Source organism: Baekduia sp. Peel2402, assembly GCF_052567285.1.
The window spans coordinates 648,715-669,477 of the sequence record NZ_CP199582.1 but is presented as its reverse complement, the minus strand read 5'-3'; the positions used below and the strand labels follow the sequence as shown (position 1 = coordinate 669,477).

Here is a 20,763-nt window from a genome sequence, read left to right as displayed (position 1 = left end):
AGAGTTACCGGCGGGCGTCGCGGATCAGCGACGGGAGCTTCAACACCAACTTGGGTGCGTCGCGGCGCGAGTGGGCGATCGCGCGCTCGACGTCACCCGGCACCGACGCGCCCGACACCGGCGGGCCGTGGCCGACGAGCAACAGCTCGGGGTCGAGGCCGCGCAGCCCGCCGGGCGGCGTCATCCGCACCATCGGGTGGATGCCGACGTCGCCGTCGCCCAGCGCGAACGCCGGCGCGGTGCCGAGCACCTCGGCGACGACAAGCGCGCGGCGCTCCGGCCACCACAGGGCGACCTCGCGCCAGAAGCGGTTGCGGATCACGCGCAGGACCGTGAACGGCGCGCCGTCCGGCTGCGCGTCCGGCACCTTGAGGTGCGGCACGCCGAGGCGCCGCGCGAGCGCCACGCAGTCGCGGTTGTGGCGGTCCAGGAGCTGGATCACACCCGCAGGCGCGCCAAGTTCGGCGACGCGCTCCAGCGCCTGGGCGTCGTCGACCGGGTCGACCAGCCAGACGCGACCGTCGTCGACGAGCGCGTGGGACCCGCGTTCCATGGGCTCGTCCATGACCCACGTGATGCCAAGGTCGTGCTCCACGATGTGCGTCATCGACCGGGACGCTATCGCCCCACATAGTTAGGGCGCCCGACATAGCCGCTTAGGGGCGCCTAATATGCAGCCATGCTCCCGACGTTCGTGATCGGCCTGCGCGAAGGCGTTGAGGCCGCGCTCATCGTCTCCATCATCGCGACCTTCCTTCGCCAGGAGGGCCGCAAGGATGCGCTGCGCTGGGTCTGGGTCGGCGTCATCGCCGCCGCCGCGATCTGCCTCGCCATCGGCGTCCTGCTGCAGATCATCGATCAGGAACTGCCTCAGAAGGAGCAGGAGGGCCTAGAGACGATCGTCGGCGCGATCGCCGTCGGCATCGTCACCTGGATGGTCATCTGGATGCGCCGCAACGCGGCCGGCCTGGGCGCGGAGCTGCGCGCCAACACGGCCACGGCGCTGCGCGAGGGCTCGGTCAAGGCGCTGATCGGGATGGCGTTCTTCGCGGTCTTCCGCGAGGGCCTGGAGACCGCGGTCTTCCTGCTGGCCGTCTTCCAGAACACCGACAACCCCGGGACCGCCGGAACCGGCGCGGTCCTCGGCCTGCTGGCCGCGATCGCTATCGGCTTCGCGCTGTACCGCGGCGGCATCAAGCTCAACCTGTCGCGGTTCTTCCGCATCACGGGCGTCGTGCTCGCGCTCGTCGCCGCCGGCCTCGTCGCCTCGACGCTGCACACCGCGCACGAGGCCGGCTGGATCAACTTCGGCCAGGACCAGGCGCTCGACCTGACCTGGCTGGTCGTACCCGGCACGTGGACCGCCGCGCTCCTCACGGGGATGCTCGGAATCCAGCCGCAGCCGACGACCATCGAGGTCATCGGCTACTTGGCGTACGCCATCCCCGCTATCACCTACATCTTGCTGCCCGCGCGCAAGAAGCCCACCAAGGAGGGCGCAATGAAGTCCACCATCGTCGCGTCGGCGCTCGTCGCCGTCGCACTGTTGTTGGTTGCCTGTGGCTCGGACGACTCGTCTGACAACGCCGCCGGCTCGACCACCAAGCAGGTCGCCGTCAAGCTCACGGACGCCGGGTGCGAGCCGGCGTCGATGAAGCTCGACGCGGGGCGGGTGGAGTTCAAGGTCACCAACGGTGGCACGGGTCGCGTCAGCGAGTTCGAGGTCTTGAGCGGCGCGCGCATCCTGGGGGAGAAGGAGAACCTGGTCGCCGGCCTGTCGGGCTCGTTCACGGTCAACCTGAAGCCGGGCCAGTACTCGCTGGCCTGCCCGGGTGGCAAGACGGCGGCCACGGGCGTGTTGACGGTCGGCGGCAGCGCCACGGCGGCGGCCGGGTCCGACGACCCGCTGCTGAAGTCGGCGACGGCGTCCTACGCGTCCTACGTGACCAACCAGAGCAAGACGCTGACCAAGCGCACCGAGGAGTTCGTCGCGGCGGTCAAGGCTGGCGACGTCGAGAAGGCCAAGTCGCTGTTCTCCGCGACCCGCGCGCCGTACGAGACGATCGAGCCGGTCGCCGAGTCCTTCGGCACGCTGGACCCCGAGATCGACGCGCGTGTCAATGACGTTGAGAAGGGCACGCCGTGGACGGGCTTCCACAAGATCGAGCAGGGGCTGTGGGTCAAGAAGTCCACGAAGGGCCTCGAGCCGATCGCCGACAAGCTGCTGGCCGACGTCAAGAAGCTGGAGAGCAAGACCACCGGGTTGAAGTACCAGCCCGAGGAGCTGGCCAACGGCGCCAACGGCCTGCTCGACGAGGTGAGCGCGTCGAAGATCACCGGTGAGGAGGATCGCTACTCCCACACCGACCTCAGCGACTTCGCCGCCAACGTCGAGGGCTCTGAAGCCGCCTTCGGCCTCCTGGCGCCGGCGCTGAAGAAGACCGACGCCACGCTGGCCACGACGATTGCGTCCCGCTTTGACGCCGTCAACGCCGAGCTCGACTCGCTGAAGACCGGCGACACGTGGCCGACCTACGACACGATCGACGCCGCGGAGCGCAAGAAGCTCTCCCAGTTGGTCGACGCGCTCGCCGAGCCGTTGTCCAAGGTCGCCTCGAAGCTCAGCGCCTAGCTACCCTAGGTGGGAATGGGTCCCACCTCGCATCACGGTCACGACCACGGCTCGCCCAGCGGCGAGCCGTGGTCGGAGCGTGCCTCAGGCGCGCTCACCGACGCGGGCTACCGGCGCGGCGGCGCGCGGGCGGCGCTGATCGCGCTGCTCGACGCGCAGTCGTGCGCGCTCAGCGCCGCGGAGATCGAGGACGCGCTGAAGGGCGGCGACGGCCGGCCAGTCGCGCGGGCGTCGATCTACCGCATCCTCGAGCAGCTCGAAGCGCTGAAGCTGATCACCCGCGTGGAGGTCGGCCAGGGCCTGGCGCGCTTTGAGGCCGCCCGCGAGGAAGGCCATCACCATCACATGGTCTGCGACGACTGCGGCTCGGTGATCCCGTTCGCCGATCCCGACCTCGAGCGCTCGATCGCGCAGCTCGCCGACCGCGTCGCCTTCACTGTGGCTGAGCACGACGTGGTGCTGCACGGCGCGTGCCGCGATTGCGCCACGGGCTGACGCACAACGACAGCGCGTAAGCGCCGACCATGACCGCGGCGATCGACGCGCCCGCCGCCGTCCCCGCGTAGTAGGACATGTAGATCCCGCCGACGCCGGCACCGACGGCGATCGCGGCGGCGATGGCCATCATGGTGGACATGCGCGTCGTGAGCGCGCGGGCGCAGGCGGCGGGGCCGACGAGGACGGCGACGACGAGCAGGTTGCCAAGGCCTTGAACCGCGACCAGCAGCGCGCCGGCGATCAGCAGCAGCAGCGCGAGGTCGACGGTCCCGGCGCGCACGCCGAGCGCGCCGGCGTTGAGGCGGTCGAAGCCGACCAGCAGCAGCCGGCCGTGCAGCAGGGTGAGCGCGGCGAGGACGACGACCGCCAGGCCAGCGGCCAGCGCGAGGTCGCCGTCGGTGACGCCGAGCACGTCGCCGAAGAGCAGCTCGCTGAGGCCCGCGGGCGTATCGGGGGAGAGCGCGAGCAGCGCCCCGAGCCCGAGGAAGCCGGTGACGACGACGGCGACCGCGGTGTCGCGGCCGACCGCGGGCGTGCGCGCGGCGGCGGCGATCGCCAGCGCGGCGACGACCAGGCCGGCGGCACCGCCCAGGATCAGCGGGATCCCGGTCAGCGCGGCAAGCACGAGGCCCGGCAGCAGCGCGTGCGCGAGCGACTCGGTGGAGTACGACAGGTTGTAGAAGATGATCCAGCAGCCCAGCGCGCCGCCGGTGAGGCCCAGGAGCAAGACCTCCAGGAACGCGCGGCGGTCGATCGCCTGTTGCCAGGGCTCGATCAGCGAGTGCCAGACCGTCGCGAGCATCGGACAGGTCCGCCTAGTGCTCGTGGTCGTGGTGCGCGGGGATCACGCAGCGGTCGCCGCCGGCGACCTCGACCATCTCGGCGCCGTAGGTCGCCTCGAGGACCTCGCGCGTGAGGACCTCCTCGGGCGCGCCGAACGCGACCTGGTGCTTGTTGATGCACAACACGCGCTCCCAGCCGCGGGCCTGCTCGACGTCGTGGGTGGCGATCAGCAGCGCGCGGCCCTGGGTGGCGAGATCTCGCAGGAGACCGTCGAGGAGGCCGGTCGACGGCGTGTCGAGGCCGACGTAGGGCTCGTCGAGCAGCAGCACCGGCGCGTCTTGGACCAGCGCGCGGGCGACGAGCACGCGCTGGCGCTGGCCGCCGCTCATGTCGCCGAAGGTCGCGTCGGCGCGATCGGCCAGGCCGACGTCGGCCAGCGCCTGGCGGGCGCGGGCGCGATCGGCGCGCGACGGGCGCCGCCACCACGGCAGCGTCGAGAGCGTCCCCATCAGCGCGACGTCGAGCGCGGAGACCGGGAAGTCCAGGCGCGAGCGCTCGGTCTGGGGGACGACGCCGATCCGCGCGGGGCGCTCCAGCGTCCCGGCCGCGGGCGTCAGTTCGCCCAGCAGCGCGCGGAAGAGCGTCGTCTTGCCGCCGCCGTTGGGGCCGAGGACCGCGATCCGCTCGCCCGCGCGCGCGGCGAAGGAGATCTCGCGCAGGACCGGCGGCGCGCCGGGGTAGCCGGCGGCCAGACCGGAGACGGTGAGCAGCGCGTCGCTCACGCGGTCGCCACCTGACCGACCCGGCGACGGTCGCGCGCGAAGCGGGCCAGCGCCGCGAGGCCGAAGACCCCGCCGCCGACGACCGCGATCGTCGCGCCCGGCGGCGCGTTGGCCTCCACGGAGATCCACAGCCCGGCGACGCCCTCGACGAGCACGAGCGCGACCGTCGCGACCTGCCACGCAGGCAGCCGGTCGACGAACAGCCGCGTCGTCGCCGCCGGGACGACGAGCAGCGCCGTCGCCAGCAGCGCGCCGATCGCGTCCAGCGCCGCGACCGCGCTCGCCGCGACCAGCGCGAGCAGCACGAGGTCGGGCAGCGGCGACCGCGCGCCCAGGGCGCGCGCGCCGTCGCGGTCAAAGCCTGCGGCCAGCCACCGTCGGCCCAGCACCGCGCCTGCGAGCAGGACCAGCACGCCGACCACGGCCGCCACGAGCTGGTCGGTCGAGTCGATGATCAACAGCGAGCCGAACAGCAGCCGTTCGACGCTGCCTTGGGAGTGGAAGACGTCGCTGGCGAGGATCACCCCCGCGGCGAGCGCGCCGACCAGGACCAGCGCGGTGACCGAGTCGTACTCCGCCCGGCCGCGGTTGGCGAGCACGGTGACCGCCACCGCGACGAGCCCCGCGGTGGCCAATGCCCCCAACAACGGCGAGAACCCGATCCCGTCGGCCAGCACGAGCCCCGGGAACGCCGCGGTCCCGACCGCGTGGGCGTAGAAGCTCAAGCCCCGCAGGACGATCCACGTCCCGAGGATCCCGGACCCGACGGCCAGTAGCGCGATCTCGACTACGGCACGCTGCACGAAGGGGAGGTCGAAGGGCGCCGGCACGGTCGGCCGAGTATAGGCAAAAGAGACCGGTTCTCATCTGCCGGATGAGTGGGCGGAGGTCGCGGCGCGCGGCCGGTGGGCGCTACGCCTGGCTGGTGTCCCGGCGAGTTCGCCAGGCCACGAGGCGGCGGGCGAGCACGGGGGAGAGCGAGGTGGCCAGCGCTTCGGCCTCGGCGTCGGCCTGCGCGTCATCCAAGCCCAGGACCTCGTGGGCCAGGACGCGGGCCGCGTGGCGGCGCGAGGTCAGGACCAGCGCGGCGGAGGTTCCGGAAGCGGTCAGCGTCAGCGCGTCGAGCGCGACGAGGTCCAGCGCGCGCAGGCGGCGGATCATCTCCAGCGCGGTCGGGTGCGACACGCCGACCTTGCGTGCGACCGCGGCCTGCGAGGGCGGCTTGGCGTCGCCCGTGTTGAGGTCACGCAGCGCGAGCAGGTAGCGCGCCTCGCCCTCGGTCAGCTCCATGCACGGCGCATGCTCAAGGCCGGGAACGGTGGGCTGCTGAGAGGAACGTGCGGGCATCGCTGAAGTCCAGCCTACAGCCACGGGGTGACGGCGCGCGCGGTTTCTCAGCTGTGCGCCAGACCCTGGCGCAGCGCGCCCGCCACCTGGGCCAAAGCGACAGCACTGCTGCGTACCGCGCCGGTGCTGAAGAACCCGTGCAACTGGTCGTGGCGCTGGGTGGCGACGGCCACGCTGGACTCCCTCAGCCGGGCGGCATAGGCCTCGCCCTCGTCGCGCAGGACGTCCGGCAGGCAGGTCGCCACGTAGGCCGGCGGAAGGCCTTCCAAAGAGGAGGCGCGCAGTGGTGACGCCTGCCACTCGTTCCGGGTCTTGGCGTCAGGGACGTAGTGCCCGATGAACCAGTCCATCCCCGCCTCGGTCAGCAGATAGCCCTCGGAGAACGATGCGTAGGACCCGGTCTTGGCCGCGACGTCGGTCACCGGGTACAGCAGGAGTTGGAACGCCACGTCGGGCAGCCGCTCGTCGTCGCGTGCGGCGAGCGCCACGACCGCGGCCAGGTTGCCCCCAGCGCTGTCGCCGCCAACGGCCAGCCGCGCCGGGTCGGCGCCCAGGTCGGCGGCGTGATCGGCCGCCCACGCATAGGCCGAGATCGCGTCGTCGGCCGCCGCCGGGTACGGGTGCTCGGGCGCCAGCCGGTAGTCGACCGACAGCACGCGCACGCCGCTGAGGTGGGCGAGCGTCCGACAGCTCGGGTCGTGGGTGGCGATGCTCCCATGCACCCAGCCGCCGCCGTGGAAGTACACCAACAACGGCCCACGGGCTTCAGCGTCCTCTGGCACGTAGAGCCGGACCGGGATGTCCCCGCCGCGGCCCGGCGCGCGATGGTCGCTCACGGCCACCGGCAGCTTCTTGGCACCCGGCGCGGCGAGCCCGCCCGCCTGGAGTGCGAAGCGCTTGCGCTGCTCGGCGACCGGCGCCGCATCGCTCATCCGGTCCGGGCCGGCCGCCGCGAGCTTGCCGAGCAGCAGCGCCTCGGGGTGCGTCCCGGTGGCGACCGCCGGCGGCGTGCCGGCCAGGCGGCGCAGGATCCCAGGCGGCAGCGCGAACAGGAGGCGGCCGATCCGGCCGCCGAGCCAGGCCTCCAAGCGACCGGGCAGCAGCATGAGCGTGTTGGGCAACGGGTCTTCTCCTCCTGGACGGTCAGGCCACCGGCAGCATGCCAGGTCGCGCAAGCTCATGTTGTACGCGAAGCGGGACCGGGTATTCCGCCTACGTGAACCGAGCGGCCGGCCTCCCCGACGACACCTTCTGGATCGTCGTCGACGACGAGAGCGGGGTGCCGTGCGTCCGCCTCTCTGGCGACCTCGACCTCGCCGCCACGAGCCGTCTGCGCACGGTTCTGCGCCCGCTGATCGCCTCTCATCAGGCACAGCGCGTCACGGTCGACCTCGACGCCGTCGACCTGGTCGAGACCGTCTCGGCCAGCTTCCTCGCCCGTGAGCAGCTCCGCGCCCACGCTCAGGGCGTCGGCCTGGAGCTGCGCGGCGCCCGCGGCGTTGCGCGGCGCCTGCTCGCGCTCGCGGGCGCTCGCCAAAACGCCTGAGCGCCGGCAACGCGCTCCGTCATCGCCAGGACGTTCTCAGGAAGGTTCCCCCGGTCGGGTGAGCCGATCGGCCATGCCGCCGTCCGACTACCGAGACGTAGTCGCAAACGAACTGAGGAAGCACGCTGATGCGGGTCAAGTTGGGTGTGTTGGGCAAGGTGCTCGGCACCGCAGGGGTCCTGGTTGCGTTGATGGCAGTGGTCGGGTTCTTCTCGATCGCCAAGCTCAACGGCGTCAAGGACAAGTCGAACGAGATGTACACCAACTCGGTCGAGTCTCTGAAGACGATGGGTGGGTTCTCCACCGCGGTCAACGACCAGCAGCGGATGGTCTGGAAGGGCATCGCGCTGGCCGGAAAGGCCGACAAGCAGGCCGAGGCCGACGAGACCACGGCGACCGCCGTCAAGGCCGCGCGCGCCGATCTCCAGGACCAGAACAGCGGCTTCCTCTTCGCCGTCGAGAAGCCCCTCATGGCGCGGATCACCACGAACTACGCCAGCTACGAGAAGCTCCGTGGCCAGATCCGCAGCCTCACCCGCCAGGGTCGCGTCAGCGAGGCGATCGCCCTGACCGACGATCTCTCCGCGGCGCACAACGCGCTGACCGCCGACATCGACAAGGACATCGCGCTCAACTCGAAGGCCGCCGCGGACTACAACGCGTCCGTCAAGGACACCGCATCCAGCAGCCGCACCGCGATCATCGTGCTGCTCCTGGTCGCGATCCTGGCCGGCGCCGGGCTGGCGTTCGTCCTGGCTCGTGGTCTGAAGCGCTCCGTCGCCGACGTCCTCGACCGCATCAACTCGCTGCTCGACCACGGCGTCAAGGGCCTGCGCGACGCGATCAGCGCCATGGCCGAGGGTGACCTGACCCGCGAGGTCCAGCTCCCCACGCAGCCGATCGAGCGCATCGCGACCGACGAGCTCGGTCAGGTGGCCGGTGCGATCAACACCATCATCGACGAGATGGGCCAGACCGTCAGCGCCTACGGCGACTCGCGCCACTCGATGGTCACGCTGCTGAGCGAGGTCGACCGCACCGCCACGTTGCTGTCGTCGTCCTCGCAGCAGATGGCGTCGACCTCCGAGGAGGCCGGGCGCGCGGTCGGCGAGATTGCGTCTGCCGTCGGTGAGATCGCCGCCGGCTCCGAGCGCCAGGTGCGCGCCGCCGAGTCGACGCGCTCCTCGATCGCGCAGCTCTCCGCGTCGGCCAGCCAGTCGGCCGACTCGGCCAAGGTCGCCCAGGACGAGGCCGCTGAGGCGGGCCGCGTCGCGGGTGAGGGCGCTGCCGCCGTCGAACAGGCCACCACGATGATGGGCGAGGTCTCCGCACAGGCCGAGGCCGCCAGCGAGGCCATCCGCCAGCTCGGCGCCAAGTCCGACGAGATCGGCGGCATCGTCGACACGATCACGTCGATCGCCGAGCAGACCAACCTGCTGGCGCTGAACGCCGCCATCGAGGCCGCTCGCGCCGGCGAGCAGGGCCGCGGCTTCGCCGTGGTCGCCGAAGAGGTCCGCAAGCTGGCCGAGGAGTCCCAGACCGCCGCGGGCTCGATCGCCTCGCTGATCCGCGAGATCCAGTCCGAGACGGGCAACGCAGTCTCGGTCGTCGAGTCCGGCGCGCGTCAGACCGCGCAGGGCGCCGAGACGGTCGAGGAGGCACGTTCCGCCTTCGCCGCGATCGTCGAGCGCGTCGAGACGATGAACGGCCGCGTCCGCGAGATCAGCGAGACGGCGGGCGAGATCGCGTCGGCGTCGACCGCCATCGCGGGCGAGGTCTCCGAGGTCGTCGCGGTCGCCGAACAGTCGTCGGCCTCCTCGGAGGAGGTCTCGGCCTCGACCGAGCAGACCAGCGCGTCCGCGCAGGAGATCGCCGCCTCCGCCGAGGAGCTGGCCGCCACCGCCACGGAGCTGGAGCGCCTCGTCGGGCGCTTCACCCTCAGCGCGTAGCCGCTGCCGCGGCGCACGCCTTGTAGGCGTGCGTCGCGGTGGCCCGCGCACCGGTCGTCGTCGTGACGGCGACCGTGACCGTGAACGTCCCTCGCGGGACGCGGTAGAGCGCCAGCCGCCGCGTCCCCCGCACGGTCTTGACGACCTTGCCGTTCAGCCTCAGGACCGCGGTGGCGATCTTGTGGCCCTTGGGCTGGCGCAGCTTGACGTTGAACGTGCGCCCGGCCTGGCAGGAGCGCGTGGCGGGCAGCGAGACGAACTGCGAGCCGGGCAGCGTCGGCTTCTTCTTGGTCGTCGTCCCGGTGCTCGTGACGGGCGTTGGCGTGTCGACCGAGGCGTAGTCGTCGGGGTTGACCGGCACGGGTGCGGGATCGTCCTCGTCGATCGTCACGGTCGCGCTGCCCGCGCCGATCGACGCGCCGCGCACGTCGGCGAGCTTGACCGTGAAGCTCTTGCCGTCGCCGCGGACCCCGTCGTCGGCGATCGGGATCGTGATCGTCGCCGTGGCCGCGCCGTCGGCGAACGTGCCGGCCACCGGCGGGCCGTAGTCGACCCCGGCCTTGGCGGTGCCGTCGGTCGCGACGGCGGTGAAGCGCGGCGACGGCCCGAAGGTCAGCGAGCGCTCGACGGTCAGCGTCGCCGTCCCCGCAGACTCCGACACGCGCGCGTCGCGGATCGTCAGCGACGGCCCACACCACGCGGGCAGCTTGCTGGCCTCGCGCTCGGCGGCCGGCCACGTCGCCTCGGTGTAGAAGCACAGGAACTCGGTCTCGCTCAGCGTCGTGTCGAAGACGTCGGGCACGAAGTCGGCCGAGCTGCTGTTGGAGAGCGACGGGTTGTCGTTCTTGATCAGCAGCCGCGACGCCGTGTCGTTGACAGCGCGCACCACGAGCAGCCCACGGCCGGTGTCGGGATCGTGCTGGGCGAACCACGCGCCGTCCCAGCCGGGCGCGAGGCAGTAGTTCAGCGTGCAGCTCGTCGCGACGCTGTCGTTGTAGCCGCCCTCGCCGTTCCACAGCGTGTGCGTGTAGGGCGAGCGCGGCATCCGCGGCACGTACGGGCGCAGATGGCCGCGGGAGAAGGTGACCGGGTCGGGGCCGCCGAGGAACAGCTTGCGGGTGACGGCGAGCTGGTCGCCCTCGCCGTAGAACTGGTAGTTCGTCTGGACCGGTAGCTGGCCTTCGAAGCCGCTGCAGTCGGGCTCGGTGATCTGGCTGTCGATCTGGACCGCGCCGCCGCCGAGGTCGGTCCACGTGCCGCGCGAGCCGGGGCGCACCATCGCCGCGATCGGCGCGGGCTCGCCGTAGCTCTGGCCCCAGGTCTCCAGCGCGTCGCCGCAGGCGCTCACGCCGCCGTCGGAGGCGAGGTCGTCGGTCCCGATGCCGGCCCACTGCAGGCTGGTGAGCTGCTCGGGGTTCGTGGCGTCGAAGGCGACCGTGAATCGCGGGGTGGTCACCGTACGCGTCGCCGGGTCGACGGTCACCGACGCGGACGCGGCCGGCGCGAAGAGGGCAAGGGCCAGCGCGGCCGCGGCGAGGGGGCGCATGCAGCTCATATGGCCTAATCCTGCACACGAGTGTGTGCAAAACGCAAGTGCCTATAAGTCGAGGTTCTTGACCTGTCCACTAGAGTTGACGATCGGACTCTATGGATGCCGCTGCTGACGTTCCGTTCGACGACGACCTCGACGTGCTCGCGAGCCGGATTGGCGCCGCCGTCGCCCAGCTGCGAGACGGCAAGCGGTGGTCGTTGGGCGAGCTGGCGCGCGCGTCCGGGCTGTCGAAGACGATCCTCGCCAAGATCGAGCGCGGCGACGGCAACCCGTCGGTCGAGACGCTGTGGCGCGTGTCCCGGGCGCTCGGCGTCCCGCTCGGCGCGCTGCTCAGCCCGCCGCAGCGCAACCCGCGCGTGCGGGCGATCCCGGCGCGCTCCGGCGCGCCGATCGCCTCGGAGTCCGGGATGAGCGCCTGGCTGATCAACTCCGCTGGCCACGAGCACCGCTCTGAGGTCTTCGACATCGAGCTGCCGCGCGGGGTGGACCAGGAGACGGTCGCGCACCTGCCCGGCACCGAGGAGGTCATCGTCTGCGTGAAAGGGCGCGTGCGCGTGGGGCCGTACGACCAGGAGGTCGAGTTGGGGCCGGGCGACGCGGTCTGGTTCACCGCTGACGTGCCGCACCACTACCACGCGCTGCGCGACACGCGGACGTTGTGCTACATGATCTACCCGACGGCGCCGGAGGACCGGGCGTGAGCGCCACCCGCGTCGTGCGTGCGGGGGACGCGCAGCCGCTCATCGCCGGTGTGGTCGTCGCGCTGGTCGGCTTCGCCTCGTCGTTTGCGATCGTGCTCGCCGGCCTGCACGCGGTGGGGGCGTCCGACGCGCAGGCGTCGTCCGGGTTGTTGGTGCTGAGCCTGGCGATGGGCGTCGTCGGCACCACGCTGTCCTACATCTACAAGATGCCCTTGAGCATGGCGTGGACGACGCCGGGCGCCGCGCTGCTGATCGCCGCCGGGCCGGTCTCCGGCGGCTACTCGGCGGCGATCGGGGCGTTCGCGTTCGCGGGCGTGCTGATCGTGATCGCCGGGCTGTGGTCGCCGCTGACGCGGTTGCTGACGCTGATCCCCGGCCCGCTGGCCAGCGGGCTGCTTGCTGGGGTCCTGCTCCAGGTCTGCGTCGCGCCGGCCCACGCGGTCGTCGACGTCCCGAAGCTCGCGATCCCGATGGTCGTGGTCTGGCTCGTGCTGTGGAAGGTCGCGCGGCGCTTCGCGGTCCCGGGTGCCCTGGCCGCCGCGGCGATCGCGGTCGCCATCGACCCGGTCGACCACGCCGGCGCGACGCACCTGCTGCCGCAGCTGACCTGGACGACGCCGTCGCTGGACCTCGGCACGCTGCTCGGCCTCGGGCTGCCGCTGTTCGTGGTGACGATGGTGTCCCAGAACGTCGCCGGCATGGCGGTGCTGGCCGCCCACGGCTACAAGGCGCCGATGCGGCCAGTGCTGGCGAGTACCGGCGCGGCGACCGTGATCGGCGCGCCGTTTGGCGGGCACGGCATCAACCTGGCGGCGATCACCGCTGCGATGGCCGCGGGTCCCGACGCGGGGCCGGATCCGGCGCGGCGTTGGATCGCGGCGGCCTCGGCGGGCGCGGTGTACTTCCTGATCGGCCCGTGCGCGGGGCTGGCGACCACGCTGCTGACCGCGTCGCCGCCGGTGCTGATCGAGGCCGTGGCGGGGTTGGCGCTGCTCGGCACGCTGGGGAGCGCGCTACGCGCCGCAACCGAGGACGACGAGCGCCGCGAGGCCGCGATCGTCACCTTCGCGGTGACCGCGTCGGGCGTGACCGCGCTGGGGATCAGCGCGCCGTTCTGGGGCCTGGTCGCCGGGTTGGTGCTGCTGGCGGTGCAGCGTGCCCGCGCCTGATCCGCGCCGCTTGGGGACCGACCGCCTGGCGTCTGACGGGGCGGTCGAGGTGGTGATCGTGGAGGACTTCGCGGTCGGCGAAGGCCCGATCCGCGAGCCCCATCGCCACGACTACCACGAGCTGATGTGGCTGCGCGCGGGGGAGGGCGAGCAGCTGATCGACGGCGAGGCCTACAAGATCGTCCCCGGCACGGTCACGGTGATCGCGCGCGGCCAGGTCCACCAGTTCCGCTGGGCGCGCGGGCTGGACGGCGCGCTGCTGCGGGTGGCCGACGCGGCGGTGGCGGGCGACGACGGCTGGCTGCTGGACCGTCGCCGCGGCGCCGCCGTGATCACCGTCCCGCCCGGCGAGTGCGGCCGCTTCGAGGCGGTCCTGCGCGCGCTGCACGCCGAGACGCAGCGCCCGCCGGACCCCTACGCCGCCGAGCTGATCGGCCACCTGACCGCGACCGCGCTGCTGTGGCTGGCGCGCTGGCACGACGCGTCGCGTGCCGAGCGCCCGGAGGCCGACGACGCCGACGTCGTGCTGCACCGGCGCTTCGCCGAGGCGCTCGAGCGCGACTACACGCGCCACCACGACGTCGCGCACTACGCCGACGCGCTCGCGGTGCCGGCCGCGGCGCTGTCGCGGGCGCTGGTGAACGTCACCGGCCGGGCGACCAAGGAGCTGATCGTCGAGCGCGTGATGACCGAGGCGATGCGTCTGCTGCGCTTCACCGACGCCGGCGTCGGGGCGGTCGCCCATGCGGTCGGCTACGACGACCCCTTGTACTTCTCGCGGGCGTTCAAGCGCTACGCGGGACGCGCGCCGCAGGCCTATCGCGCAGAAGTCCATGGATCGGCGCCGTTCGCCCATTCCGAGGACGGCGCGGGCGGACGACAATGACCGTGTCATGAGCTCCCCATTTGCCGACGTCACCACCGGCCCCGCCGCCCTCGGGGTCTCCACGCTTCCCGCCACGCTGCGCCTCGGGCCCGTCCACCTAACGGTCTCCGACCTCGACCGCTCCGTCGCCTGGTACCAGGCCGCGCTCGGGATGCAGGTCCACCGCCAGGACGTGGGCGTCGCCGCGCTCGGCGCGGGCGACGAGGACGTGCTCGTGCTGCACGAGGACGCCCAGGCCGCGCAGCCTGGCCGCCGCAGCTCCGGCCTCTACCACTACGCCCTGCTCTACCCGACGCGCGAGGAGCTCGCGCGCGCCGCGCTGCGCCTGGCCGCCACGCGCACGCCGATCCAGGGCGCGTCGGATCACGGCACGCACGAGGCGATCTACCTGCCTGACCCGGATGGCAATGGCATCGAGTTGGCCGCCGACCGTCCAAGCGACGTCTGGCCCTCGCCAGAGGAGGAGTTCTCGCGCGGCGGTCCGATGCCGCTGGACTTCGACGCGCTGCTGGAGACCGTCGCGGGGGAGGAGCCGAGCCCGCGCGCGCAGACCGGCCTGCGGATGGGCCACGTCCACCTGCACGTCGGCGACCTGCCCGCGGCGCTGGCGTTCTACCGCGACGCGATCGGCTTCGACGTCTGGGCGCAGATGCCGACCGCCGCGTTCGTCGCGGCCGGCGGCTACCACCATCACCTGGGTCTGAACACCTGGCGCGGCGTGGGCGCGGCGCCGCAGCCGGCGTCCGGCGTGATCGGCCTGCGGCACTGGACGATCGTGCTCGACACGGCCGACGAGGTCGCCGAGGTCCGGGCGCGCTTGGACGCCGCGGGGATCGCGGCGCGCGACGCCGACGGCGGCTTTGAGGCCACCGACCCGTTCGGGATGACGGTGCGGGTCGTGGCCGCCTAAGGCCGCTTTTCTCCACGGAACCTCCATCTTGGATTGCGATTTGGTGTGAGGTTCTGAGAGGGTCGCTTCGTCCATTCCTAGGAGGAGGAGACCTTCATGAACATCAAGCGAGCGGCGGCCGCTGTCCTGGCCGCCGCGGCGTGCTGTGCTGTGAGCGCCCCGAGCGCCTCGGCCTTGCCCGTCATCTACAACTTCCCGACCGCGCTGGCCGCCTCGGTGGTCAACCCAGGCGGGACGCCCGCCGGCGCCAACGTCCCGTGCACGCCCTCGGCCGCCCACCCGCGGCCGGTCGTGCTGGTCAACGGCACGTTCGCCAACGCGATCATCAGCTGGAACGCGTTTGCACCACTGTTGAAGAACAACGGCTACTGCGTCTACACCTTCAACTACGGTGGTCCGCTGGTGCTCGGCCAGATCGGGTCGCTGGGCCCGATTGCCGCGTCCGCGGGCGAGCTGAAGACCAAAGTCGACAGCGTGCTCGCGTCCACGGGCGCGTCGAAGGTCGACATCGTCGGCTGGTCGCAGGGCGGCATGATGCCGCGCTACTACCTCAAGAACCTCGGCGGCGCGGCCAAGACGAACGCGCTGGTCGGGCTCTCGCCGTCCAACCACGGCACGACGCTCAGTGGGCTGGCGACGCTCGCCGGCTTCATCCCCGGCGCGCTGGACCTCGTCGGCGCGGCCTGCCCGGCGTGTCAGGACCAGGTCGTCGGCTCGCCGTTCCTGACCGCGCTGAACGCCGGCGGCGACACGGTCCCCGGCGTCAAGTACACGGTCATCCAGACGAGGTTCGACGAGGTCGTCACGCCCTACACGTCGGCCTTCCTAAGCGGGTCCAACGTCACCAACATCACGATCCAGAACAAGTGCATCTTGGATCTCGGTGACCACATCTCGATGCCCTACGACCACGTCGTCGGCCGCGAGGTCCTCAACGCCCTGGACCCGGCGCACAAGAGCTCGACGCTCTGCACGCCGATCCTGGCGGGCGTCGGCGGGTAACCGCCGACGTCATGGGGTTGCTCTGGCCGCCGGCCGGAGAGGATGGTGGGCGTGTCGACCGACACGCCCACCACCGACCCCAACCACGCAGAGGCCTTCGAGGCCCGGCGCGCCGACGCCGAGGCCGACGAGGGCAAGCGTCTGCGCAACGGGATCGTCTCGCTCGTCGTATTAGTGATCCTGGTCGGCGCGCTGCTGCTGGCGGTGCCGGGCCTGAGCGAGGTCGAGGACCGGCTCCGGGACGTCGCGCCGGGGTGGATCGCGCTAGCGATCGGGCTCGAGCTGGCGTCCTGCGCGGGCTACGCGCTCGCGTTCTGCATGATCTTCTACCGCGTGCCGACGATCCTGGCGGTGCGCACGGCGCTGTCGGAGATGGCGTTCGGCGCGGTGCTCCCGGTCGGCGGCGCGGGCGGGATCGCGATCGGCGCGTGGGTCGCCAAGGCCAAGGGCGGGTCGCTGCGGCGGTTCATGGAGCGCTCGGCCGTGCTGTTCCTGCTGACCAGCGGGATCAACGCGGCGACGCTGGCGCTGGCCGGGCTGCTGGTCGGCGTGGGCGTGCTGCACGCGCCGCACCACATCCTGTTGGGGTTGCTGCCCGGCCTGGTCGCGACCGCCGGCGTGGCGCTGTTCTGGTTCGTGCCGGCGCTGGCGGCGCGCTTCACGCTGGTCGAGGACGCCGGTCGGATGGTGCGCTGGATGCACACGACCGCGCGCGTGGTCGAGGAGGCCAAGGACGAGATCCGCCACCCGTCGTGGCGGCTGCTCGGCGCGGTCGGTTACCTGTGGTTCGACATCGCGATGTTGTGGGTCGCGTTCCGGGCCTTCGGCGAGGCGCCACCGATCGGCGCGCTCACCTTGGCGTTCCTCATCGGGTACTTGGGCAACGTCGTCCCGGTGCCGGGCGGCATCGGCGCGCTGGACGGCGGGTTGACCGCGGCGCTCGTGCTGTACGGGGCCGACCCCGCGTCAGCCGCCGCCGCGGTCCTCGTCTACCACGCGATCGTGCTCTGGGTGCCGACGCTGCTCGGCACGATCGCCTTCCTGCGGTTGCGGCGGACGCTCGCCGAGCCGCTGGTGCTCAGGCCCGAGCGCGCGCCACGTAGCGCCCGGTCTGCTTCAGGACGACATTGACCAGGTCGCCGAGGGCGATGTTCGCGTCGACGAGGTGCAGGCCCCAGGTCGCGTCGGGAAGCGCCTTGAGCGTGGGCGCGCCGGGCAGCGGCGTGATCTTCAGGACGTGCACGCCGTTCTCGGTCACGCACTGCGCGCTGTAGGCCTGCGCGTAGAGCCACGGCGTCGAGATCCCGGTCGGCGTGGGCATCCCGACCTGCGTGGTCAGCGCGCCGATCGTCGTGCCGGGGGCGAAGGGCGTGCTCGGGTAAATCGTCGTCAGGGTGGCGGGCTTCGTGGAGCCCAGCGCGGCCGGGTTGGTGCACAGCACGGTGCCGCCGGTGGCGGGCGCGAGGCGGCCGAGGCCCGAGCTCTTGCCGAAGACCGCGTTGGCGGGCGGGGTCTCGTTGAACGTCGAGAACGCGAGGACGCAGCTGGTCTGCGTGTCCTTCGCGCACGTCTTGATGTGCTTGAAGTCCTTGTTGGTGGTGTTGCCGCCGAGCAGGATCGCGGAGACGAGCTTCTTGCGCACTGCGGGCTTGGCGTCGACCTCCTTGGCCAGCAGCTCGCGCAGCATCGCCGTGCCCTGCGAGTGCGAGATGAACACGATCCCGCGACCCTTGTTGTCGTTCTTGAGGTAGTCGCGGAACGCGGCGCGGACGTCGGCGTAGGCCGTATCGCGCATCTTCGTTGTGACCGTCGCCGGCTGCAGGAGACCCTGGAGCGTGATCTGGCGGTACATCGGCGCGTAGACGCGGCACAGCGAGCTGTAGCGCGCGGCCTGGTAGAGCGCGATCGAGCGCTCCTCGGGGTCGATGCGCGTGGTCGCCTGCGGCGTCTTCTGGTCAGAGACGGTGGGGTAGACGTAGAAGCAGTCGACCTGCTTGGTGGCCTTGGTCTTCGGGCCGTTGACGGGGCCCTTGACCGTGCCGTCGGCGTTCAGCCACGTCGTACCCGTGCCGACCGCGCACGGGTTGCTCGCCAGGCCGGGCTTGCAGAGCCAGGTCGTCTTGGCGGAGGCGGTGGTGGGGAGGGCGGCGAGCAGCGCAAGGAGCGCCGCGGCCAGGACGGCACGCAACAGTCGGGACATGTGTCGCACACTACGTGTTAGGACAGCGCCGCTGCAAGAACCCGCTTGGCGATCGGCGCGGCGGCCTTGCCGCCTGCCCCCGCTCCGACGAGCATGACGCCGACGGCGATCTTGGGGTCGTTGGCGGGCGCGAAGGCGACGAACCAGGCGTCGGTGTTCTTGGGGTCGGCCGCGCCGCCGCCGGTGAAGCGCAGCTCGGCGGTGCCGGTCTTGCCGGCGACGGTCACGCCGGGAATCTGCGCGGCCGTGCCGGTGCCGCCCTGGACGACGCCGATCATCATGTCGCGCACCTGGCCGGCGACCGTCGCGCTGACCGCGCGGTTCTTGAGGACGGGGTCCTCGGAGACGACGCGCGGCTTGGCGCGCACGCCCTTGTTGCCGATCGCGGCGGCGACCGACGCCATGCCCAGAGGCGTCGCGAGGTCCTTGTTCTGGCCGATGGCCGCCGAGCCGACGGCGATCGCGTCGGGCAAGTCCTTGGCGACGGGGATGGTGTTCGGCTTGGCGACGGGGACGCGCGGCGTCTCGTTGAAGCCGAACGCCTCGGCGCGCTCGACCAGGCGCTTGGCACCGACGGCGACGCCGAGCGGTGCGAAGACCGAGTTGCAGGAGTCGGCGAAGGACTTGGACAACGAGCCGCCGCAGGACTCGTTGGAGGCGTTGGCGAGCTTGACGCCGCTCAGCGTGGCGCTGGTGCGCACCGGATAAGACGAGGACGGCGTCGCCTTGCCGGACGCCAGCGCGGAGGCCAAGGTGATGATCTTGAACGTCGAGCCCGGCGGCTGGGGTGCGGAGACCGCGATGCCGGCCAAGGCGTACACGTCGCCGGTCTTCGGGTTGAGCACCGCGACGCCGCCGAGCTTTGAGCCCAGCGCCTCGGTGGCGGTCTTCTGCAGGCCGGGGCGGAGGGTGGAGTGGATCGACTTCCCGGGCGTGGCCGCGACGCGCGCGACCCGACGCTTGCCGAACCGCAGCTCGGAGCCGTTGGTGCCGTGCAGGCGGTCGGCGTAGCGGGTGTTCAACCCCTTGTAGAAGATCGACAGCGCGGGGTCGATGCGCAGGTCCTTGCCGTCGCGCGTCTTGATCTCGCCGGGGCTGGCGGTCTGCAACGTGCGGCGGCGCGGCGTCTCCCCGGTGCGCAGGCCGGGCAGGCGCATCGTCGGGCTCCAGCGCACGCCGTCCTCGGAGACCGGCAGCGAGAGCGTCCCGCGCAGCGTGCCGAAGTCGCGCGTGGCGACCGCGACCGGGACGCGCACACGGTCGCCCTTGGGATCGGACTGCTCGCCGGCGCGGCGGCTGCGCGTGGTCGCCGCATCGTCGGCGGTCTTCATCTGTGCGACGAAGCGTGCGCGGGGGTAGCGCTTCTGGGAGTCGGGGTCCAGCGAATCCCACAGCGCCGCGCTGTCGCGCTTGACGTAGGCCTTCATGAACGTGTCGGCCGCCGCGCGCTCGCGGTCGAGGTGGCGGTTGTGGCGGACGACGAGCGTGACGACGCCGCCTACAGCGACGAGCAGCAGCAGCGGGACGATGAACAGCAGCGGGTTGCGCCGCCGTCGGCCGCCTCCGGCATAGCCGCCGTAGCCGCCACCACCACCGCGCCGGCCGCCACGGCGCCCGCTGCGTCGTCCTGCACGAAGACCGGGTTCCAGCCACGGAGCACCGGCCCGCGCGCGGGGCGGCGCCGAGGCGAAGATGGAACGACGGCGTCGGCGTCGAGGCACTGACCACGGTGTTTACCGGGCGAGGCCGAGATCCGCGACGGTCGCACGCTGACGTGCGGACCCGGTCGAAGGTGCCAGAGTGGCAGGACCGAGAGTGTTTCGGGGGCGGTGCCCTGCCAATTGGCCGGTGAGCAGGACTGAGCGCCTGAGGGCGTGAGCTGTCAGGACATCTTTCCGCTTGTGGCCTGGGCCGAACGGTGGAACGTCTCTAGACGCCGGTTAGCAGAGAAACGGCGTTCGGTCGAGCCGATCCGGCTGCCGACTGGCACGTCTTGTCGCTTTGGCTCTGGCTGGGGTTTGGGGCGTGCGGTGTCATCGTCGCTGGAAGTTGGTCGGTCACGATGGAGACCGGACGGCTTGATCTCTTGGTGGAGGTCCTAGCGCCCCGGCGCGCCCGTCGTTCTCCGAATCAGGATCAGGTGACCATCAACATGAGCAGGATCTCTCGCATCGTTGTGCTCGTGACGTCGTTGGCAGCGGTCGTCGGCGCGATCGCCGGGACGGCCGGCGCGGTGACGTGGCACGTGAGTGGCAGCGGGTCGTTCACCGCTACGGCGCCTTCCGAGACGTTGTCCGGGACTATCGGCCCCCTGGCCTGTACGAGCGCAACGGCCACGGGCACGTACGCCCCCGGCTCGCTCGCCGGCGCCGTCTACAGCGGTGTTGCTGGCACGATCACTTTCGGATGCACCATCGGGCTGGGCTTCGAGTTCAGCTGTGGGTACCGGTTGACTGCAACCGCACAGCCCACCGTGACTGTGGTCACCACTGGGAACCTCGACATGACTTGCGCCGTGACTTTCGGATCCGGAGGCAAGCTGTGCGACGTCGCCGGCTCGCGCCATGCGATCTACACGAAGGGAGCGTCGGCGGACACGTTGACTCTCACTACTACGACGCTGAACGTCAGCGGCTCAGGCTGCCAGTTCGGCACCAACGACGCGCTGCACTTCAGCGAGCAGACCTTCACCGTGACCTCGGCCGGAGGCGGCCCACACATCGTGCGCACTGCCTAGGAACAGTCGCGCGGAGCAGTACCTGTAGTCATAGTAGTTCTACTCCAACTGACGGCTCACCCTTTCGAT

At 71.6% G+C, this 20,763-nt stretch carries 20 protein-coding genes; 11 read left to right on the top strand and 9 right to left on the bottom strand.

Features of this window, described 5'->3' with window-relative positions; translation table 11 throughout:
• Positions 1 to 4: 4 nt before the first annotated feature.
• Entirely contained in the window at positions 5 to 607 is a 603-nt protein-coding gene (locus ACT01A_RS03300; RefSeq protein ID WP_445150821.1) for a hypothetical protein, read from the bottom strand.
• A 72-nt stretch (positions 608 to 679) separates the two neighbouring features.
• On the opposite strand from ACT01A_RS03300, the gene efeO reads away from it, so the two are divergent.
• Both efeO and ACT01A_RS03290 read left to right on the top strand, forming a co-directional pair.
• Entirely contained in the window at positions 680 to 2,632 is a 1,953-nt protein-coding gene (efeO, locus tag ACT01A_RS03295) for an iron uptake system protein EfeO (protein WP_445150820.1), read from the top strand.
• Positions 2,633 to 2,647: 15 nt separating this feature from the next.
• Positions 2,648 to 3,127: a Fur family transcriptional regulator gene (locus ACT01A_RS03290; RefSeq protein WP_445150819.1), complete on the top strand. Its 480-nt coding sequence runs from the start codon at positions 2,648 to 2,650 to the stop codon at positions 3,125 to 3,127.
• Here ACT01A_RS03290 and ACT01A_RS03285 read toward each other — a convergent pair.
• The 5 genes from ACT01A_RS03285 to ACT01A_RS03265 all read right to left on the bottom strand — a co-directional run bounded on the left by ACT01A_RS03285 (position 3,066) and on the right by ACT01A_RS03265 (position 7,163).
• Entirely contained in the window at positions 3,066 to 3,932 is an 867-nt protein-coding gene (locus ACT01A_RS03285) for a metal ABC transporter permease (RefSeq protein WP_445150818.1), read from the bottom strand. The genes ACT01A_RS03290 and ACT01A_RS03285 overlap by 62 nt on opposite strands.
• 13 nt (positions 3,933 to 3,945) lie before the next feature.
• On the bottom strand, positions 3,946 to 4,695 hold the full coding sequence (locus tag ACT01A_RS03280; protein ID WP_445150817.1) for a metal ABC transporter ATP-binding protein: 750 nt from the start codon (positions 4,693 to 4,695) through the stop codon (positions 3,946 to 3,948).
• Positions 4,692 to 5,525, bottom strand: a complete 834-nt coding sequence (locus ACT01A_RS03275) for a metal ABC transporter permease (protein ID WP_445150816.1) — start codon at positions 5,523 to 5,525, stop codon at positions 4,692 to 4,694. The genes ACT01A_RS03280 and ACT01A_RS03275 overlap by 4 nt, the downstream gene beginning before the upstream one ends.
• An 82-nt stretch (positions 5,526 to 5,607) precedes the next feature.
• Positions 5,608 to 5,985, bottom strand: coding sequence for a hypothetical protein (locus tag ACT01A_RS03270; protein WP_445150815.1), 378 nt, complete (start codon positions 5,983 to 5,985; stop codon positions 5,608 to 5,610).
• A gap of 104 nt (positions 5,986 to 6,089) precedes the next feature.
• A complete protein-coding gene (locus ACT01A_RS03265; protein WP_445150814.1) occupies positions 6,090 to 7,163 on the bottom strand; it encodes an alpha/beta hydrolase in 1,074 nt (357 codons plus the stop codon).
• Between the two features lie 95 nt (positions 7,164 to 7,258).
• On the opposite strand from ACT01A_RS03265, the gene ACT01A_RS03260 reads away from it, so the two are divergent.
• On the top strand, positions 7,259 to 7,588 hold the full coding sequence (locus tag ACT01A_RS03260; RefSeq protein ID WP_445150813.1) for an STAS domain-containing protein: 330 nt from the start codon (positions 7,259 to 7,261) through the stop codon (positions 7,586 to 7,588).
• A gap of 128 nt (positions 7,589 to 7,716) precedes the next feature.
• Positions 7,717 to 9,537, top strand: a complete 1,821-nt coding sequence (locus tag ACT01A_RS03255) for a methyl-accepting chemotaxis protein (protein ID WP_445150812.1) — start codon at positions 7,717 to 7,719, stop codon at positions 9,535 to 9,537.
• Here ACT01A_RS03255 and ACT01A_RS03250 read toward each other — a convergent pair.
• Positions 9,527 to 11,092 carry a Calx-beta domain-containing protein gene (locus ACT01A_RS03250; RefSeq protein ID WP_445150811.1) on the bottom strand — a complete coding sequence of 522 codons (1,566 nt, stop codon included), beginning with the start codon at positions 11,090 to 11,092 and terminating at the stop codon, positions 9,527 to 9,529. The two genes, ACT01A_RS03255 and ACT01A_RS03250, sit on opposite strands and share 11 nt — an antisense overlap.
• Positions 11,093 to 11,184: 92 nt before the next feature.
• Here ACT01A_RS03250 and ACT01A_RS03245 point away from each other — a divergent pair, with 92 nt between their 5' ends.
• The 6 genes from ACT01A_RS03245 (at position 11,185) to ACT01A_RS03220 (ending at position 16,888) form a co-directional block, all read left to right on the top strand.
• Positions 11,185 to 11,790 (top strand): helix-turn-helix domain-containing protein, encoded by a 606-nt coding sequence (locus ACT01A_RS03245; RefSeq protein ID WP_445150810.1) that lies wholly within the window; start codon positions 11,185 to 11,187, stop codon positions 11,788 to 11,790.
• Positions 11,787 to 12,959, top strand: a complete 1,173-nt coding sequence (locus tag ACT01A_RS03240; RefSeq protein WP_445150809.1) for a benzoate/H(+) symporter BenE family transporter — start codon at positions 11,787 to 11,789, stop codon at positions 12,957 to 12,959. Before ACT01A_RS03245 ends, ACT01A_RS03240 begins: the two co-directional genes overlap by 4 nt.
• 10 nt (positions 12,960 to 12,969) lie before the next feature.
• Positions 12,970 to 13,845: an AraC family transcriptional regulator gene (locus ACT01A_RS03235; protein WP_445150808.1), complete on the top strand. Its 876-nt coding sequence runs from the start codon at positions 12,970 to 12,972 to the stop codon at positions 13,843 to 13,845.
• A gap of 7 nt (positions 13,846 to 13,852) precedes the next feature.
• Positions 13,853 to 14,755: a VOC family protein gene (locus ACT01A_RS03230; RefSeq protein ID WP_445150807.1), complete on the top strand. Its 903-nt coding sequence runs from the start codon at positions 13,853 to 13,855 to the stop codon at positions 14,753 to 14,755.
• A 96-nt stretch (positions 14,756 to 14,851) separates the two neighbouring features.
• The gene (locus ACT01A_RS03225; protein WP_445150806.1) at positions 14,852 to 15,757 is read left to right on the top strand and encodes an esterase/lipase family protein; all 906 of its coding nucleotides are present in this window, start codon (positions 14,852 to 14,854) and stop codon (positions 15,755 to 15,757) included.
• Between the two features lie 51 nt (positions 15,758 to 15,808).
• On the top strand, positions 15,809 to 16,888 hold the full coding sequence (locus ACT01A_RS03220) for a lysylphosphatidylglycerol synthase transmembrane domain-containing protein (RefSeq protein WP_445150805.1): 1,080 nt from the start codon (positions 15,809 to 15,811) through the stop codon (positions 16,886 to 16,888).
• Here the strand turns inward: ACT01A_RS03220 and ACT01A_RS03215 are convergent.
• Both ACT01A_RS03215 and ACT01A_RS03210 read right to left on the bottom strand, forming a co-directional pair.
• The gene (locus ACT01A_RS03215; protein WP_445150804.1) at positions 16,836 to 17,957 is read right to left on the bottom strand and encodes a DUF3089 domain-containing protein; all 1,122 of its coding nucleotides are present in this window, start codon (positions 17,955 to 17,957) and stop codon (positions 16,836 to 16,838) included. The two genes, ACT01A_RS03220 and ACT01A_RS03215, sit on opposite strands and share 53 nt — an antisense overlap.
• 17 nt (positions 17,958 to 17,974) lie before the next feature.
• The gene (locus ACT01A_RS03210) at positions 17,975 to 19,678 is read right to left on the bottom strand and encodes a penicillin-binding transpeptidase domain-containing protein (RefSeq protein WP_445150803.1); all 1,704 of its coding nucleotides are present in this window, start codon (positions 19,676 to 19,678) and stop codon (positions 17,975 to 17,977) included.
• A gap of 272 nt (positions 19,679 to 19,950) precedes the next feature.
• On the opposite strand from ACT01A_RS03210, the gene ACT01A_RS03205 reads away from it, so the two are divergent.
• Positions 19,951 to 20,694, top strand: coding sequence for a hypothetical protein (locus ACT01A_RS03205; protein ID WP_445150802.1), 744 nt, complete (start codon positions 19,951 to 19,953; stop codon positions 20,692 to 20,694).
• The last annotated feature ends 69 nt before the right edge of the window (positions 20,695 to 20,763 follow it).

Excerpts from the sequence above, each read along its gene's own strand:
- ACT01A_RS03300 (WP_445150821.1), bottom strand. The coding sequence starts at position 607 with ATGACGCACATCGTGGAGCACGACCTTGGCATCACGTGGGTCATGGAC.
- efeO (WP_445150820.1), top strand. The coding sequence starts at position 680 with ATGCTCCCGACGTTCGTGATCGGCCTGCGCGAAGGCGTTGAGGCCGCG.
- ACT01A_RS03290 (WP_445150819.1), top strand. The coding sequence starts at position 2,648 with ATGGGTCCCACCTCGCATCACGGTCACGACCACGGCTCGCCCAGCGGC.
- ACT01A_RS03285 (WP_445150818.1), bottom strand. The coding sequence starts at position 3,932 with ATGCTCGCGACGGTCTGGCACTCGCTGATCGAGCCCTGGCAACAGGCG.
- ACT01A_RS03270 (WP_445150815.1), bottom strand. The coding sequence starts at position 5,985 with ATGGAGCTGACCGAGGGCGAGGCGCGCTACCTGCTCGCGCTGCGTGAC.
- ACT01A_RS03255 (WP_445150812.1), top strand. The coding sequence starts at position 7,717 with ATGCGGGTCAAGTTGGGTGTGTTGGGCAAGGTGCTCGGCACCGCAGGG.
- ACT01A_RS03250 (WP_445150811.1), bottom strand. The coding sequence starts at position 11,092 with ATGAGCTGCATGCGCCCCCTCGCCGCGGCCGCGCTGGCCCTTGCCCTC.
- ACT01A_RS03245 (WP_445150810.1), top strand. The coding sequence starts at position 11,185 with ATGGATGCCGCTGCTGACGTTCCGTTCGACGACGACCTCGACGTGCTC.
- ACT01A_RS03230 (WP_445150807.1), top strand. The coding sequence starts at position 13,853 with ATGAGCTCCCCATTTGCCGACGTCACCACCGGCCCCGCCGCCCTCGGG.
- ACT01A_RS03225 (WP_445150806.1), top strand. The coding sequence starts at position 14,852 with ATGAACATCAAGCGAGCGGCGGCCGCTGTCCTGGCCGCCGCGGCGTGC.
- ACT01A_RS03215 (WP_445150804.1), bottom strand. The coding sequence starts at position 17,957 with ATGTCCCGACTGTTGCGTGCCGTCCTGGCCGCGGCGCTCCTTGCGCTG.